Below are 17,040 nucleotides of genomic sequence, written 5' to 3'. Positions count from 1 at the left end.
GCTCAGTCGCGCCCTCGTGTTTGTCGCAGCGCCTGCGCCAGAGCATCACCCTGGCTGTCCAGATAAGACTGCAAAAGCGTCGAAGCATCAGCCTCCGCTTCTTTGGCATCCGACAAGGGCGTGTAGATCACGATATTGGCTCCATCGTCGCCCCAGCCGCTGATGCGCCCCAGAGCGCCCTGGATCTTGCCCGCGTAATCGCTGGCGGTGAAAGCGCCATGGACCCAATAAAAGCGCCACGCCAGCAGGCGCTCACCCGCGCCAACCATGCCACGCGCATGCTGGCGTATCACGGCACTGTCCACGCGCAAGGCCTTCCCCTGCATTTGCACATTGGCGGAACCACTGGCCACACGTGCCCAAGCGGGATCCAGACTACGCACCAGCACGTTCTCTGAGCTGACCAGCTTGCGCTCGTAGTTCTGTTGGCGGTAGTAGCTCACGTGCAAGCCCAGCGGTCTGCCTTGGGCATCTGCAAGACCCATGTGCAACTTGGCAGATGCGTTCTGGAATGCGGGCAACCAGGTACTGGGCGGCATTGCCATAGCATGCCAAGGAGCCGCGACGATCGGGCTGAGCAATTGGACAGGCGCCGTCTTCGCACCCAGATTCATGATGGCCAGCAGTGCATGCGGGGCCAGCACGGCCACAAAAGGAAGCGACAGTGCAAACCACGGCCACCAGTTCGAGTAGCTTGTTCCAACAAGGCTCCCGGGTACTGGCGCCTTGAGCGGCGGTGTTGGATCAACCCAGCGTGCCCCGATGAGAAACATGATGCCGATGACCAGTCCAAAGAAAAGCCAGCCGTAGATAAGATGGTCCACGCCAGTCGCAATGGTGTTTCCTGAAAAGTGCCCCAGCATCACGATGAGGTATGCACGCAGCCAGTTGGCCACCAAAGGGACCACGATGGCCACGCCAATGAACACCATGCGTTTGCGCATGCTGTGGTAGCTGAGATAGGCAAACAGGCAACCCACCGTCACCGAGGCGATGAGGTAGCGGATGCCGCTGCATGCCTCGACGACGGACCAAGTCCCCGACGGGATGATGAATTGCAGGCCTTCGCGGTATACCGGAATGCCGCTCACACGAAGCGCCAAGACTGTGAAGTCGGCCGTCCACTCCATCAGGCGCGGCATCAGGAAATCGCCGATGGGCACGGCAAAGAACAGAAAGCCCAACGGGAAAGCCAACGCCCTCGCTATGTGCCAACCCAGCACTGCAGGCACTGACAGCACGATAAGCATCATGAGTGCGAGCTGTGTCGCCGCGTTCACGGAAACCAGATCGCCGGCCAGCCAGAGAGCCGCCGCACCCACCATGAGAAGCCACGCCGACCGCCCGGGGCTCGGCACCATGGGTGCCAGGGCCGCACGTTGACGCCACACCAGCCACAGAGAAATGATGGGCACCACGAACCCATGCGCATAGGTATCGGAGCGCGCCCAGATCATGGCCATGCCCCAGGCCGAATGCCAATAGATGGCCAGGATCGCCGCCTGCAGCAATACAAGTGCAGCCAGAGGGCGGCGCCAATGGGTAGGCATCGATCGGACGCGGCCTGTCATGCGTACATCCTCATACTCCGGCATCAACCGACATAGGCGCGGTATCCGCATTGCCGAGGCAACGGTCGATGGTGCTCAGGTGCGCCCGCCAACTGCAGGCATGCTCCACATAGCTGCGCGCCTTGCGCCCCAACTCGGCAACTCTGGCTGGCGCCTCAAGCAGCGACTGGAGGGTCTGGACAAACTCCTCTGGCGCATCGGCACGCAACACGCCCTGTTCTGCCGTGGCACCGATGGCATCGGCGCAGCTGGTGACGGTGACCACGGGCTGCTGCATGGCCATGGCTTCGAGAATTTTGTTTTGAATGCCACGCGCGACGCGCAATGGCGCCACGATTGCACGCGCATGCTGCAGATAGGGGCGCACATCGGGCACAGTGCCCGTGACGACGACATGCGCACTTGCCAATGCCTGCACCTGCGGTGAAGGGCTTCGACCCACGATGTAGAACCGAACCTGCGGGTAACGCGCAACCAAGTGCGGCAACATATCCGCCACAAACCAGCCCACACCGTCTATGTTGGGCCAATAATCCATGGCACCGGTGAACACGATGGCCTGCTCCCCCGCTGCAAAGGGGCTTTCCCGCCGAGGACTGGGCGCGAAAAAATCGGCGTCCACCCCATTACCCATGGACTGCACCCGTCCCGCGCATTCGGGGGCCTGCGACAGAAACAAGGAAGTTTCGTTGGGTGTCACGAAATACGAACATTGCGCCGACGCGGCCATGGCACGCTCGTAAGCAAGAAGATGCCTGCCCTCCCGGCGATACAGCATGGACAGAGGCCAGCGGTGCGCGGGGGCGTACTGGGTCCATTTGGCGGAGTCCACATCCACAAAGTCCACCAACATGGGCACCTGCGGCAAAAGCAGTTGTGCGTATTGCGCCATGGCGGAAGAAAAAACCACGCATGCCCCCAGATCGTGTGCAGCGGCCGTCTGCTTCACCCATTGCCGCATGCCAGCGCTGCGGTAGTAGGCGAGCGTCAGCGCCTCGCCCGTCAGTATCCCACTGAGGCTTTTGATTTTGGCGCTGCGGGCATGAATGCGCTCCACATGCAGGTCGCTGCACATGGCCCGGAGTGTCGGCAGGTGCTGCAAATCGTCCGGATCGTCTACAAACGTCCCCAGGAACACACGGTGGCTCTTCTGCAGGTGTCGCAGCAAATGGTACGAGCGTACCTTGTCGCCCTTGTTGGGCGGGTACGGCAACCTATGCACCAGATAGAGAATGTTGCTTGCAGCAGCCATGCGTCAGATGGTCTTATCCAAGGTTGCGCACAATCTTCGGCCCGAGCCAATTGGTCAACTGAATGGGCATGCGCCGCCAGGCGGCGATCAGCAGGCGATACTTGGCGTTCGAGGGATTGTTCTGCGGCACGCTGTCGCTTTTGTACAGCCGGTATTCGTAGTGCAACGGAGTGGGCTCGAATCCCCAGTTTTTCTTGAATGCGTATGAACCCGTGTTCTGCTTGCTGCGCCCATAGTCAAAGACTTTCAGGCCACGCGCGCAGGCGCGACGCATTAGTTCCCAGTACTTGAAATCATTGGCGGCAAGTTCTCGCGCTGCTTCAGCATCCCCAGCGTAATAGGGCAGTACCTCATCACGAAAATAGAAGCTCAGCACGCTGCTGATGGGCCGCCCCTCGGGCGAGCAAACCGTAAGCACCTCACAATCAGGCCCGAAAACGCGGAGCAACGCTTTGAAATAAGACTTTGGAAGGGCAGGCGTCCCATGGCGACGCACATTGTCGGCATAAAGCGCAAAGAAGCGATCCACCGTGGTGTCAATGTGGGAGGTCAACCCATTCTTGATGCCCTTGCGCACCATTGCGCGCTGTTTGCGCGGGATGGCCAGAAGATTGTCCTCTTCCTTAGGTTCAATGGGCTTGCGAAACGTCACATAGAGATCTTGCAATGGCCAATCCGCATGACGGCGTTGCACGTTGCGCAACTCTAGGTGATCCACTCCCAAGCGCTCAGCCAAGCGCTCGGCCTCTCGCTCCAGCACCGATGCTGCTTGCTCGTCGAGTGCGGCAGCACCTCCGTACACGGAGAATGGCAGGCTGATCAGCGCATTTCCAAACAGACGGCTTTTCACATGTCCAAGCGGCAAGACACCTCGGATATCTCCACCGGCCCCTGACTCTGCAAAGAGAAAATAAGTGTCATGACGGAACACCTCGCGAATGAGCGCTTGCCACCCGGAGCGGTGGAAAAATGTAGCTTGGGCACAACCCAGCACAAAATCATCCCAGCGAACATTATCGGAAGCATTGCTCGGATCCAGTCGATGAACCATCAATTCCATAGCCATATCAGACAAGGGAAACCTCTGGGACATGCCGTGGCAGAAAAATATGATCCATTCGACCCCAACGGAAATCCTGCAGCAGCCACCCCAGCCTTTTCTCCATACAACCTATGTTCACGTAGTGCCTGAAACGGGTCCTGAGATCGATCCCCCCCACCCTCGGCTGCCGGGCATCAATCTCCCACGGATGAAAATAAAACACTGCAGGCGATTTATCTTCGACATTAACCTGGCGCAACATCCAGCGTGACAATGAGTACGGAAGCAGACGAAAGTAGCCACCACCACTTGATGGCAAATTACGATTGAACATACGCAATGTGGTTGGCGGGACTTCAATCAGACCCTCACGGATCTGGTGACTGAAACGCGGCGCATCCGGCATTCCATAATGATCATGTCGTATCGGATAGATACTGGAGCTATAGCGGTAACCAGCGCGCAGCAACGTATCGAGCGCCCACAAATTGGCAGAACCGATGGAAAAGCTAGGAGCACGGTAACCTAGAACCGGCATGCCCCCAATATCTTCGAGCAATGCTTTGGAACGGTGAATATCCTTAAAAAAAGCATCTTCCGACAAGTCACTTACGCGCTCATGCCCATACCCGTGACTAGCAAGCTCATGTCCACCATCCACAATGCGGCGAACCATGGAAGGGTACCGTTCTGCGACCCACCCCAGGGTGAAAAAAGTCGCCTGGACCCCTCCATCGCTTAACAAGGCCAGTATACGATCCACGTTGCGCTCTACACGGCATTCGCGCGAATCCCACTCACTACGCTCAATATATGGCGCAAAAGCCGAGACCTGAAAATAATCCTCGACGTCAATAGTCAGCGCATTAGTGATATCGTGCATGGCGACCGGCTCCACACTTTAACCAGCGGCGCTATCCGGATGGGACCGCCGTGCGGCAGCCACCAGTTTTTGCAAATTCATCAAAATCTCCAAGTTCACCCGCTCCTGGCGCAGCACACTGCGCTCAATGCGTAGAAGATGTGCACTCAACTGCTCCGAAGTTATGTTCGCAAGATTATTCGATATTCCACTGGCCAGTTCATCATCGATATTCAAATCCGCCAAATCCGAATCATCATATGGAAGCGCCCCACGTATCGCCGATCGCAGCGGAGACTCCCAGGGATGCGCCATCTTCGGTGGCGCATTCATCTCGGATTGAACCTCATCAATGATCTCGTTGACCAACTCAAGATCGATATGAGTTTTATCGGAAAGAAAACCCTGCAACAACACGCGGTCCATCAAGGTATTTATACGCCGAGGGATACCCGCAGTGAAACGATAAATTCCATCAAAAATTTCGGTATCGAACGTTGGCTTATCGTCAGCCCCAGCACACTTCAAGCGATGCAGGATGTACTCTCGCGTCTCTTCAGAGTCCAGAGGTCCGAGGTGGCAGGTGGCAATGACACGCTGCCGCAACTGCAGCATGTCGGGGCTCTGCAGAATCTCACGAAACTCGGGTTGCCCCACAAGAAATGTTTGCAGCAAGGCATCTTGCCCGTTTTGAAAATTGGACAGCATGCGCAGTTCTTCCACTGCTTGCGGTTGCAGGTTCTGCGCTTCATCGACGATCAACAGGCAGCGCTTCCCCTTCAACGTTTGAGTGACAAAGAACGCTTCGAGCGCCAGTAACAGATCTCCCTTGGGTACCCCATGTACACGGACACCGAACGCAGCCCCCACCAGACGCAGCGTATCGTCCGCACCTAGTTGCGTACTCACCAGATGTGCTGCCACGACAGTGTCGGGATCCAGGCTGTCCAGCAGGCCACGCACAATCGTGGTTTTTCCTGCGCCCACCTCGCCCGTGATAACAATGAAACCTTCGCAGCACATGACACCGTATTCCAGATAGGCCCGTGCGCGCTGGTGCTGCTTGCTGCTGAAATAGAAGCCTGGATCGGGATTGAGTTGGAAGGGTTTGCTGCTTAACCCGTAAAAAGCTTCATACATGGATCAAAACCGATGTGTGAGAAATCCCATGATGGCCGATTCATCATATCGAGTTATGCTCCCATCGGACAATACGCGACGCAACTGAATTCCGACATTTGTACGCCGTGCCACGCGGTTATCCCATCCCAATATGAGTGGACGCACTCGGGTCTCCAATCCGGGGACAGATCCCACGCTACGCATCTCGCCGACGCTTGCATTGATAGACGCATTCGGCGTGAGGCGGTGGCCGACCATCAGGCGCCAGCCGCGCTGACGAATCCGTGTATTGGTATCAAAATCATCTCCAAGTTGAAGCGTTCCATCTAGCAAGCGAGTATCAGAGCGCAGAATTTCCAGTGTGAATGTAGTCCGCTGACCCAATAGCGCCACAGATAGCTGTTGTAACCGCTGCAGTGTGCTTGATGATGTCAGGAAATCCTGAAACACCTGCATATCTGCAGGAAGCCCCCTGCGTTCAATCTCGGCCAAGACGAGTTGTGTGCGTCGAATCGCGTTCGGCTCAGTGCGCGCATAGAAACTATCAAGCAGATCAAACAATGATCCCATTGATGCCGAAGATTGGGCTCCCAGCCCGGTAAATATACCCTTGCGGTCTGTATAGCTCCAGACGGTACGCGCAGTACGATATTCAAAATTAACGTTATGAGCCTCGCCAAAGTATCGGCTCTCGCGTTCCAGAAACAATCGGGTTCGCTCGGATGGCCGCCAATCGGCGCCAAACCCTACGATACTATGGGAGCTGCGTGTTGGCGAAATTTGATTGGTGGATTCAACCCCACCAATGCCGACAAGAAGCAGCTGAGGGGAGGCCAAATAACTCACACGCCCGCGCAGCGTAGTAGTATCTATATTCCTACCGAAGGAGAAATCAGCATTCTCCTGCATTGCATCCAATGACCACCCAAGAGTAGTGTGGCCATCTGATTTGCTTCCAAGATGCAATAGCAAACCCTGCACCGTGACATTAGCACGATTTCCGGCATCAGACCGCGTATCTTGCAAACTATAGCGCGCCTCGTAATCAACAGCACTGCCAAAGCTGCCCTTGAGATATGGAGAGACACGAAAGCTCGACGTCTGGGCCATATTCGGATTGGCGGGCGAATCCGCACCAGGCGCACCGAATGCCGATATTGGCTGTAGCGCAACGACACCCGCCACATCGACATAAGCCCGCTTCTCGATCGCTTCGACGGTTCCTCTGGCATTAAGGTTATGCCAGACTTGATCAGAAGCCGTTCCACGCGCGTAATGTGCAGTTCGCAGGGAATAATCGACAAAGCCGTTGATACGGGCCGTGTCACTCACCAAGCGAAAACCTGGATTCACCTCAGTCACTTGGTCACTGATATGCGTCGCATCAAGCCGTGCATTATTGGTAACCGTGTGCTGCACCGTGATGCGCGGCTCCAGCCATACGCCCGATTGACGCGGGACATTCGGGTTGTTTTCTTGTTGCCCTTCGGTGGCACCGGCCGGTTCAGTGCCAACAATGGGCAACTGCATGGGGTTAGACTCAGAAGGTTGCCCTACGGAAACGTCGGGCATCTGCGCCAAGGCAATGCCAGGCGAAAGTGCCGGTGCTGCCGCCAGCGCCCATACAGCCCAGCCAACAACGTGAATACTTGCTATGCGACGGTGCTGCAGGTGCATACGGATGCCCTCTCTTTCATCTCATACCGCAGCAGTGACTGGCCCGCGCTCTCCCACCATCCGTCCGTAGCCATAGCCGTAGCCGTAGCCATAAGCGCCCAGGCCACTGCTGCGCACCTGGTTGAGTACCATGAGCTTGATGGGGCAAGACTCAATGGTAGACAACGCATGTTCGACTTGCGATTGAAGCGTTTTTTCTGCCTGAACCACAATCACGACCTGCCCCATGTGGCCGGCCAGCACCCGAGCCTCCGTGGTCAACAGCAACGGCGGAGAGTCAAAGATGATGATTCGGTCGCTGTAACGCTTGCCCATCTCATCCAGCAAAGAAGTCATGGCATCGCTGGCCAGCAACTCCGTTGCACGTGGATGAGGCAATCCCGCGGGCAGCAGCGTGAGCTTGTCCACATTGGTGCGCAAAAGCACATCGGACAGCTTGATCTTCTCGTCCTGCAACACGTCCAGCAAGCCCGCGGCAGGTGGCAGGCCCAGCTTTGTCATGACCGAGGGACACGTCACATCGGCATCTACGAGCATGACCGTGTGATCCAGCTCCATTGCCAGACTCATGGCCAAGTTGATGGCCGTGAAACTCTTGCCTTCGCCTGGCAGGGCGCTGGTGACCATGATCAAATTGCCATGAGCCACCAGGGAGGCACCTTTACCTGTCGCATTCTCAAGGAGCGGCCGTTTGATGACGCGATACTGTTCCGTCGTGGCCGAGCGCGGCGTATTGGGCGTCACAAAACCACTGGCCCCCAGTGCCGTCAGGTCGATTTGCACCGCTTTCACGCCCGACTTCAGGCGTGTTGCAGCCTGAGCTTCGATCGAGTCCCCTTCCACAAAATGCGCCGCATGTCCAGGCACCGATTCCTGCGCGGTGGTTTCGGCTGGCTGCACCTTGTCGCCAGCCAGAATCACTCCCGCCTTGCGCAATTGTTCCAGCCGTTGGGCCGCCTTTTCAATAGAGCTGGTCATGATCGCCGTTATCCCAGGACGCCAGAGTGAATGGACAGCACCGCCATGCCGCCTGCATAAAGCAACAGGAATGCAACGCATGCCATGATGAAGCGCATCAAGCTACGCGATTCGCGTCGCCGCGATTCGTCGCTGGCAATCAACCCGACCACGCCCAGTAATGGCAACTGCGTCACCTGGCGCAGGGTGACGCCATCGAAGAATACCGGCCTGACCTGGCTCATCACAAATGCCATGCCCAGCCCTGCACCAATGGCGACCAAGAGCGAAACTGGCATCAACAGCAGCCGATTCGGAGCGACGGGCTTGGGGGCGACACGAGGAGGGTCGATGACTCGGAATTCGGCCACATTGGACGTGTTTTCCAACTTACCCGACATCAGAGCCGATTCACGGCGGGCAACCAAATCGGCGTAATTCTTCTGGTTGACTTGGTAATCACGGTTGAGCTGCGCCAACTCCGCCTCCAACTGGGGAGCGACTTTGAGTTGCTCATGGATACGGTGAGAGCGCGATTCGTACTCGACCACACGCGCCCTCAGCGACGCCACCTGCACCTCGGCCGCAGAATAGATGCGGCTGAGCTCCAAAATAGCCGGATTGGTTTCAACAGCAGGCGCAGCGTGTCCCATCTGCACCTTGCGGCGCAACTCTTCGACTTCACGGCGCTTCTGCGCTTCGAGGTCCGCAATCAAGAACCGCGTCCTGACGACATCGGGATGCTCGTCGGTGTAACGCTGCAGCAACGTATCCAGATTGCGCTTTTGCGCATAGATGCGAGCGTCAAGCTCGGGCGTCTGCACGTCGGGCGCAGAACTGGCCAGGGGCCTTGCCGCTTGCGAGCGCAGCACTTCCAGTTGGCGACCTGCCGCCGCCCGCGCGCTTTCAGCCTCACGCAAATCAAGCCTGGCCTGACTCAGCTGATTGTCAATTTCGGCAGCCCGCCCGGCAGAATCCAGGCCGCTCTGGGATTGCATCTCGATGTTCCGCAGTTTGAACGCCTTGAGCCGCCCCTCCGCCTCGGTCAACTTGGCCTCGTAACTCTTGATCTGCTCGTCCAGAAAGCGACGCGCGCTATCCGAATCCTGGCGCGCAGCGCCCAGGCTGGACTCGACAAAGATGGTCAGCAGGGCCTGTACAACCCGCTGCGCCTTTTCGGGACTTGGGTTGCGATAGGACAGCGTGTAGAGGTTGTCGCGCCCGGTGGACTGGATGCTGATGGATTTTGTTACGGCATCGACCACCGCATCTGTCGATGCCTTGGATTGCGCACCCAAATCCAGATCCGCAATACGGACCAGCCGCTCCACCGTGGGACGATTGATCAGCGTGCGACTGAGCATGGATACCTGTTGCTCGATATTCGGCTGCACGGCAATGCCGGTCATGAGCGGCCTCAGGATGGACTGTGTATCCACGAACACGCGCGCCGACGCCTGGTAGTAGTCCGGCATCAAGAGCACCACACCGACGCCCACGGCCCCCACCAGCCAAGTGGTCAGCATCGCCACCCGGCGATAGATCCACATCCCACGTACAGCGGTAGTGATCTGACCTAGAAGCTCATCCATTCCATCCCCCTAACAAACGCACACCGCGCCCAGCCGACAAGCCGGGTCAAAACCATCCTTGGGGAATGATGAGAATGTCTCCGGGAAGCACTTCCACGTTGGCGCCGATATCTCCACGCTTGATCAGATCGTCAAGCCGCACCTTGTAGCGCTTATTGCCCTCGGCCGAGCGCACCAGCGTGGCGCCGTTTCCATCGGCAAAGTCGGTCAAACCGCCAGCTGCGATCATGACATCCAGTACCGTCATTTTTTGCTTGTAGGGCAGAAACTGCGGTTTGGTCGCCTCACCCACCACGCGGATCTGCTCGCTGTACGGTCCAACGAAGTTGGTCACGATCACGGTAACGACAGGGTCCCGAACGTACTTGCCCAGTTCTTTCTCCACATCCCGAGCGATCTGGGCGGAGGTTTTACCTTGCGCAACAAGTCCATCGATCAAGGGGGTGGACACCTGACCATCCGGGCGTACGGGCACGACCTGTGACAGATCGGGATTACGCCAGACGATGATGTTGAGCGTATCACCGGGCCCCACGATGTAGTTGTAGTCCGGAGTAGCCGCCTGGGCCGGCGCAGCGGGGTAGTCGCCACCCCTCATGGACCCACAGCCCACCATTGCCGCGGCGACACCGGCCACTGCCAAGGCACGAACCATTGAACCCAGGAGCCTCGAAACGTTTTTGTGCATGGCGCAACTCCAATACAAGGTTTTACAGAGCCGATTTAACCAAGTGTTACCACAGCATACTGTGAACGACTGTCACACGTAAACACATATTTGGCTCATGCATTCCGCGGCATTTCATGCCGTTTTTACGCGGCACGCGGACTCTGACCCGGCGCTGCAAACGCCTGGCACCGAGTACGCCAATGAATCACATCCAGGCCGCAACACAATGCAATAGCTATCAGCTTTCCCACATGATAGACGGAAAGCATGTAGTCACCTCCCGTAGTAGTCTTCGAACCGCACGATGTCGTCCTCGCCCAGATACGAGCCGGACTGCACCTCGATCATCTCCAGGTCTACATGGCCAGGGTTCTCCAGGCGATGCGTCACGCCCAAGGGGATGTAGGTCGACTGGTTCTCCGTCAGCAAAAAGACCTCCTCGCCCTTGGTCACGCGGGCGGTGCCGCGCACCACGACCCAGTGCTCTGCGCGGTGATGGTGCATCTGCAGCGACAACTTGCCACCGGGCTTGACCATGATGCGCTTGACCTGGAAGCGCTCTCCGCCATCGACACCGTCGTACCAGCCCCAGGGGCGGTAAACCTTGCGGTGCAATATTCCCTCCGTGCCGCCATCGCGTTTCAGGCGATCAACGATCCTTTTGACATCCTGGGTATGCCGTTGATCCGCAACCAGCACCGCGTCGGGGGTTTCCACGACGACCAGTCCTTGGACGCCCACGCAAGCCAGCAGGCGCCCCGAGGACAGCGCCAGGGTATTGCTGCTGTCCTGCATGAGGGTTCTGCCCTGCGCCACGTTGCCATCGGCGTCCTTGGGCAATATTTGCCAGAGCGCATCCCACGCCCCCACATCGGACCATCCGGCAGACAACGGCAGCATCACGCCGCGCGGCAACCCCGCCACCGATTGCGCACCTGCCAGGCGCTCCATCACGGCGTAATCGATGGAGTCGCTCGGGCAGGCGGCAAAAGCCTCCGCATTCACACGCCAAAACGACAGGTCGGACGCGCCGCCTTTCCACGCGGCTTCGCATGCTTCCAGGATATCGGGCCGGCACAGCTCCAATGCCTTGAGCCAGACAGAGGCTCGCAGCACGAACAAGCCACTGTTCCAAAGATAGTCGCCCGCCTGCAAGTAGCCCTGCGCCGTGGCTCGGTCGGGCTTTTCAACGAAGCGCGCAATGGCGCGTGCGCCATCCTCATCGACCGCGGCACCGGCCTGGATGTATCCGTAACCGGTTTCGGGCCGGTCCGGGGTGATGCCGAAGGTGACGATCGCTCCGTCCTGGGCCAGTCGCGCGGCATGGCGCACGCCCTCCTGGAATACCGCGAGCTGGGTGACGACATGATCGGCCGGCATGACCAGCAGCACCGGGTCTTCCCCGCCGGACTGCGCGGCCAGCGCGGCAAGCGTCAATGCCGGTGCGGTATTGCGCCCCGCAGGCTCCAGGACGATGCGCCCTTGCTGGCCGATCAGGCGCAGCTGCTCTGCAACCACAAAGCGGTATTCATCGTTGCACACCACCAGCGGCGGCACGCTGTCCGCGCCGCTCACCCCATTGAACCGCCGCAGTGTCGCCTGCAGAAGGGAATCCTCACCCATCAGCGCCAGCAGCTGCTTGGGATATTTCTCACGCGACAACGGCCACAGGCGTGTGCCCGAGCCGCCCGACAAAACCACCGGCTGAATCAACATGGTCGGCACGCACTCCGTTTAAGCAAACATAAAAATCCCTATCCGACGCCACCCGATCAGCATAGGACCTCAGGGGCTGCAGACCCCGCCATCCGGGGCGCCCTGATGAATCCTAGCGGGGCCGCGCCCGGCACGCCAGCCCGGTAGAAAGGCACAGGCCCTGCCATCAAGCGCCGAACGACGATGAGCACAGCCCCTGCCTGTCGAAAAGTTTTACACAACGTCACCAAGGAAAAGTGAACTATTCATAACACCATGTTTTAAAAAGGAAAAATAGCCAGGCACGTACATTGCTTCCCAGGACTCCGACCGCTCCGGCGGTTCAAGCCACTGATCCACCCGCCCTCAAGGAGTCCCCAAATGCTCACTCTCTCGAAATTCCTGCGGCACATCGGCAGCGCCTTGGCGCTAGCTGCCGCTTCACTGGCGACCCACGCAGCGCCCGTCACGACCCAGCTCGGCTTTCTGATCGACGCTTCGGGGAGCATCGGGTCGTCCAACTTCCAAACGATGAGAAATGGCTATGCCGCTGCATTGGCCGCCCTGCCTACGGATGGCTCGATCGAGGTGACGGTGGTCACCTTCTCGAGCGGCACCAACACCGTGGTGTCCCCCACCATCGTGACCGCCGCCACACTGCCGGGCATCATTGCGGCAGTCAGCAGCATGGCGTATTCGGGTGGCAGTACGGCCACTGCCGCCGGCATCACCGCCATCTCCAACGCAATGACAGGGTCCGGCAACTTCAGCACCGGACTCAATTCGATGATCAACATCGCCACCGATGGTGAGCCCAACATCGGCAGCCCTAATCCCGATCAGGCGGCGATCAATGCCGCGATTGCCGCAAGGGCCGCAGGTATCGACGCGCTCACCGCCGAAGCCATTGGCAGCTTTAATACGTCCGCGCTGAGGAGCCTGGTGTTCTCGCCTATCAATGGACCCTGCAGCGGCTGCGGCACGCTGTTGGCCGTCAACTCGACACCAACAGACCCTATGACCACAAATCCCTGGGTGCTGCCAGTGAACAGTTTTGATGACTTCCCTACCGCCATCAAAACCAAAGTTCAGGTAGCGACGGGCCAAGTCCCTGAGCCTGGCATGCTGATGCTGCTTGCCGTGGGCCTGGTTGGCCTGGGCATCACGCGTCGCAGCCGGTCTGCCTGACGCCCGGCAAGGCCAGCCACAGCCCATGGGCTGCCCAGGCGAGGAGTGCCGCACAGCGTGGCACTCCTCGCTTCTTCTTTTGCCTTTGGCGCCAGGCCGTGGACAATGAAAGCGGCCGGTCAGTCGCACGCGCAATGTGATCGCAGTTCCACCCATTCCTTCAGAAAGCAAGCCATGCATCCCACCCTGAAATCATTGGCCCTGGCGACCTCGACACTTGCGATGGCGACTCCCGCGGTGACGCACGCGGAGCAAAATGGCTGCACGGTGAAATCCCGCAGCGACGCGGTGGTGCTGATGCACTGCAAGGAAAACCTCGCAGAAACGGTGTGGGTGGCGGCCGCCAAGGCGGCCTGTGAGCCTGGCAAGGCCTGCAACGTGTGGATCTGGGAGGATCTCGGCAAGATGCCCTTGGCGGCACCCAAGACCGACATCGAGCTGCCCAAAAGCGCGACCGGCGCGGCCGTGGCAGTATGGACCAACGACACGGCCAGCCTGATAAAGCTGAAAAAGGTACGCTGATACACCGCAATGTGCGCGTCACGACTGCCTGGCCCACCCCAGGCAGTTTTTCGTTGCGGGACGCCTTTTTGCGCTATCGGTACCGACGTGGACAAGCCCAGTAAACCTTGCACTTGCGGCAGGGCGCTTTGCGCCTATTCTGGGTAATTAAAGTCGTAAACACAGGCCCAGCATCCATGCGGGTTTCCAGGCGATCGATTCTTGCGGGGTGCCGACTAAAGTCGTAAACACCCAGAGTTACTTCCACGCCTGAGCGTTCTTGCGCGTGGGAATGTCCACCAGCAGATCCAGCGCGTAGGTAAGGGCGGGAATCGGGCCTGAAGGCCCCGCGAACTGCCCAAATGGGCGGCGCGAGAGACCAAAACATCCAAACAACTGAGTCGTTCAGTGCCCCATGGCAAATTTCGACAGCTTGTTCAGCGTTGCCCTAAGATTTGCTTCGAGGACGATGGATCGCACGCCATATCCATACCAAGGGAGCAAAGTAGTTCCGAACTGACTGTCTGGCAACATTACAAATGTTCATGTTGCCAGCGTACCTTTGCCTGCGTCGATACGCAACACAATCTCAACAGGCATGGGAGCACTCCCTCCTGCATCAGCCACCAGTAGGTCAGCCTGCGCAAATGGCTTTCGACCACTTCTGCGCAACACCAGCGTAATCACCCAATTGCAGGCTCTCGGCGCGTGAATAAATATGTTTAAGCCAGCCAGCGATTTGCTCCGACGACCAGAACATGCGCAGTTTGGCAGCGACGTTGCGAGCCAACGCACCGTTGTCTCTCAGCTTGCAGCGCTTGGGCCGCCGCGCTTGATCCCAAGTCGTGATGTCGGCTTGGCTTGCTCGGTAACCGTCCCCAGGAGCTACCTCTCGTCCTTCGCACGATCCTGCATGTGAGTCCTCTTCCACTTTGAGGAGAAGTAGCCAAGGATCATGACGCCACTGAAAACCATGGTGCCAATGAAGATGGGGTCCGAAAGTGCTTTCATGATGTGTCCTTGTAGCCCTACGCAGCATTCTGGTCAACTCGAATGTGTTCCATGGAGCAGTTTGAAGCTGGCAGCACTATGGTTGCTCACTCCGATACAGATGGAGACTGGCTTCCTTCGCAAGCCATCATTGCCAAGGAGGAAGACACGGTCGTTGGCTCTCGACTTTGATCGCGCAGCCAGCTCGCTCTGTCATACACAAAGCCCGGGAATTGCTGTGACAACGTGGTTTTGCGCAAGATGAGGTTGCGGGTCAGGTGGGCCACTTCTGCGACCTCTTTCTCATTGCGCACTTCAAGCGGCGCCACCAGGGTCACGCCCATGGCCCAACTGAGACGCTCCCATTTCCATGACGGGCGAACCTCCAGGTCGATCCCATCCCGCATCAGTCGTTCCTCAATCTGGAATAGCGTGGCGTAGTGTTGTCTCTGCGACTCCGAAGGCTCGCGACTGGTGTAACTGCTCCGCTTTTTTCGCCGGCCCGATTTGCCAACCATCTTGTAGTTCTGGGTTCCCCCTTCGAACAACCAGCAATCCTGGGGGCCGTCACCAGCCTCTTCCCAAGCCATAGAGCAGACGGCTTCTTTGAAGATGTCCCGAGGATGCCGCCACCACACCATGACGCGCCGTCCATTGAGGATGAAGCCCACGTCATCCCAGTACGAAAGGCTGTCGGGCCCCATGTTCCAGTACGCATGAGGGATGTACAGGCCACCCTCTGACAGGCGCCACTGGTGCGTGCGGTGGTACTCCCGCATGCGCCTGCCCAGAGACTCATAATGTGGATTCTTCATGCGGATCCTTACCCAAAGGAGCGGTGTGAACACTCAGCGCAATTGTTCAGGGCACAACCTGTGAAGGATGAATGGCGATGACAAAAGCCCGGGCTGCCACCACGAATGATATGGGCGAGAAGGCGCAGCAGGATCTGCTGCAGGACTGGGATCGCATGGCTCCCGTGGGTGCTGAATTCGGCAGTCCAGACTATGAGCGCCTCGAAGAACTCGACCACCTTGCCATCCTGGCCAAAGGAAGCCTGCTTGCGGCCCGCCGCTGGCTGGATGCCCCCAACCAGGCACTGGAGGGCATGACGCCTGAAGAGGTGGCCAGAACTCCAGAGGGTTTTGCGCGGGTGCGTCAGTTGCTGACCTCGTCAACAAAGGCACGATGACACGCCAAACGGAAAGACGTTGATCAAGGTGACAGGGGCTTCTGGCGGTGTTCTTCACTCTGAAGCAAGTCTTGTTGAGCCTCTTCACGCCCGGCGGAAATCTGCGCCGAAGCCAGATCCGCTGGTTGGAGCGTCTCGACGCAGACGGTATGCCCATCCTGTGTCAAGAACTCCACCTCATAAGCAGCACCTTGCCCATGGACGTGAACCACCACACCCAATGCGCCTGAATCCAGCGCATGTTTAGGAAGTGGTCTTTTGAGGGCGACTGCGGTGTGTTCCTGCAGCATCTCCAATACCTCGGTCAGGTGTGCGCTGAGTTCTTCGACGGTTTCACCTTGGGTGTGCGCACCTGGGATTCCTGGCACATGGCCCACCAGCAATCCCGTGCCCGGATCGCGTTCAATCTCAATGGACGGTACACCAAGGCCAGCGCTTTGCTCCTGCAGGAACTTTGTAATGCATGGGTCCGAGGCTTGGATCGTTTGCACGCAACCATCGACCATCCCGGTGAGGGGGATACCGGCGCGTGCAGTCGATACGACCGCGTTGGCCACAGCTTCCCTGGCGAGCTGAGTTATCTGATCAGCGTCCAATCCGCAAAAAGTAGGCTTCGCGTGTTCCATGCGGGGAAGGCTACAGCCATTGAGGACCGGGGGCAAGGCCAATGTCTTCAGGTGCACTAACGGAAGCCGCGTTGCTACTTGTCATGCGCTACCCATTGGCTGG

At 58.3% G+C, this 17,040-nt stretch carries 15 protein-coding genes and 1 pseudogene; 3 read left to right on the top strand and 13 right to left on the bottom strand.

The window, feature by feature from the left end; translation table 11 throughout:
- Positions 1–2: 2 nt before the first annotated feature.
- The 10 genes from xrtA to ACX12L_RS18195 all read right to left on the bottom strand — a co-directional run bounded on the left by xrtA (position 3) and on the right by ACX12L_RS18195 (position 12,461).
- On the bottom strand, positions 3–1,571 hold the full coding sequence (gene xrtA, locus ACX12L_RS18240) for an exosortase A (protein WP_459263859.1): 1,569 nt from the start codon (positions 1,569–1,571) through the stop codon (positions 3–5).
- Positions 1,572–1,581: 10 nt separating this feature from the next.
- Positions 1,582–2,823, bottom strand: a complete 1,242-nt coding sequence (locus ACX12L_RS18235) for a TIGR03087 family PEP-CTERM/XrtA system glycosyltransferase (RefSeq protein ID WP_459263858.1) — start codon at positions 2,821–2,823, stop codon at positions 1,582–1,584.
- A gap of 13 nt (positions 2,824–2,836) precedes the next feature.
- A complete protein-coding gene (locus ACX12L_RS18230) occupies positions 2,837–3,883 on the bottom strand; it encodes a FemAB family XrtA/PEP-CTERM system-associated protein (RefSeq protein ID WP_459263857.1) in 1,047 nt (348 codons plus the stop codon).
- A gap of 7 nt (positions 3,884–3,890) precedes the next feature.
- Positions 3,891–4,748: an XrtA system polysaccharide deacetylase gene (locus tag ACX12L_RS18225; protein ID WP_459263856.1), complete on the bottom strand. Its 858-nt coding sequence runs from the start codon at positions 4,746–4,748 to the stop codon at positions 3,891–3,893.
- A gap of 18 nt (positions 4,749–4,766) precedes the next feature.
- Positions 4,767–5,867: an XrtA/PEP-CTERM system-associated ATPase gene (locus ACX12L_RS18220; RefSeq protein ID WP_459263855.1), complete on the bottom strand. Its 1,101-nt coding sequence runs from the start codon at positions 5,865–5,867 to the stop codon at positions 4,767–4,769.
- Positions 5,868–5,870: 3 nt separating this feature from the next.
- Complete coding sequence (locus tag ACX12L_RS18215; protein ID WP_459263854.1) at positions 5,871–7,526, bottom strand: TIGR03016 family PEP-CTERM system-associated outer membrane protein; 1,656 nt, start codon at positions 7,524–7,526, stop codon at positions 5,871–5,873.
- A gap of 21 nt (positions 7,527–7,547) precedes the next feature.
- Positions 7,548–8,504 carry an XrtA-associated tyrosine autokinase gene (locus ACX12L_RS18210; protein ID WP_459263853.1) on the bottom strand — a complete coding sequence of 319 codons (957 nt, stop codon included), beginning with the start codon at positions 8,502–8,504 and terminating at the stop codon, positions 7,548–7,550.
- Between the two features lie 8 nt (positions 8,505–8,512).
- Positions 8,513–10,075 carry an XrtA system polysaccharide chain length determinant gene (locus ACX12L_RS18205; RefSeq protein WP_459263852.1) on the bottom strand — a complete coding sequence of 521 codons (1,563 nt, stop codon included), beginning with the start codon at positions 10,073–10,075 and terminating at the stop codon, positions 8,513–8,515.
- Positions 10,076–10,121: 46 nt separating this feature from the next.
- Positions 10,122–10,763 (bottom strand): XrtA/PEP-CTERM system exopolysaccharide export protein, encoded by a 642-nt coding sequence (locus ACX12L_RS18200; RefSeq protein WP_459263851.1) that lies wholly within the window; start codon positions 10,761–10,763, stop codon positions 10,122–10,124.
- Between the two features lie 255 nt (positions 10,764–11,018).
- Positions 11,019–12,461 (bottom strand): mannose-1-phosphate guanylyltransferase/mannose-6-phosphate isomerase, encoded by a 1,443-nt coding sequence (locus ACX12L_RS18195; RefSeq protein ID WP_459263850.1) that lies wholly within the window; start codon positions 12,459–12,461, stop codon positions 11,019–11,021.
- Between the two features lie 360 nt (positions 12,462–12,821).
- Between ACX12L_RS18195 and ACX12L_RS18190 the strand changes: the two genes are divergently transcribed.
- Positions 12,822–13,628 carry a VWA domain-containing protein gene (locus ACX12L_RS18190; protein WP_459263849.1) on the top strand — a complete coding sequence of 269 codons (807 nt, stop codon included), beginning with the start codon at positions 12,822–12,824 and terminating at the stop codon, positions 13,626–13,628.
- Between the two features lie 174 nt (positions 13,629–13,802).
- A complete protein-coding gene (locus ACX12L_RS18185; RefSeq protein ID WP_459263848.1) occupies positions 13,803–14,150 on the top strand; it encodes a hypothetical protein in 348 nt (115 codons plus the stop codon).
- Positions 14,151–14,826: 676 nt separating this feature from the next.
- Here ACX12L_RS18185 and ACX12L_RS18180 read toward each other — a convergent pair.
- Together ACX12L_RS18180 and ACX12L_RS18175 are read right to left on the bottom strand one after the other, a co-directional pair.
- Positions 14,827–15,009 (bottom strand): annotated as a pseudogene (locus ACX12L_RS18180) (IS30 family transposase); the annotation flags it as partial.
- 217 nt (positions 15,010–15,226) lie between these two features.
- The gene (locus ACX12L_RS18175; RefSeq protein ID WP_459263847.1) at positions 15,227–15,934 is read right to left on the bottom strand and encodes a hypothetical protein; all 708 of its coding nucleotides are present in this window, start codon (positions 15,932–15,934) and stop codon (positions 15,227–15,229) included.
- A 71-nt stretch (positions 15,935–16,005) separates the two neighbouring features.
- Here ACX12L_RS18175 and ACX12L_RS18170 point away from each other — a divergent pair, with 71 nt between their 5' ends.
- Positions 16,006–16,311, top strand: coding sequence for an antitoxin Xre/MbcA/ParS toxin-binding domain-containing protein (locus tag ACX12L_RS18170; protein ID WP_459263846.1), 306 nt, complete (start codon positions 16,006–16,008; stop codon positions 16,309–16,311).
- A 23-nt stretch (positions 16,312–16,334) separates the two neighbouring features.
- Here the strand turns inward: ACX12L_RS18170 and ACX12L_RS18165 are convergent, their stop codons facing one another.
- Positions 16,335–16,937: a DUF4926 domain-containing protein gene (locus ACX12L_RS18165; RefSeq protein WP_459263845.1), complete on the bottom strand. Its 603-nt coding sequence runs from the start codon at positions 16,935–16,937 to the stop codon at positions 16,335–16,337.
- Positions 16,938–17,040: the final 103 nt, after the last annotated feature.

It is taken from the genome of Alicycliphilus sp. T452 (genome assembly GCF_054512775.1).
This window is presented reverse-complemented; position numbering and strand designations above follow the sequence as displayed.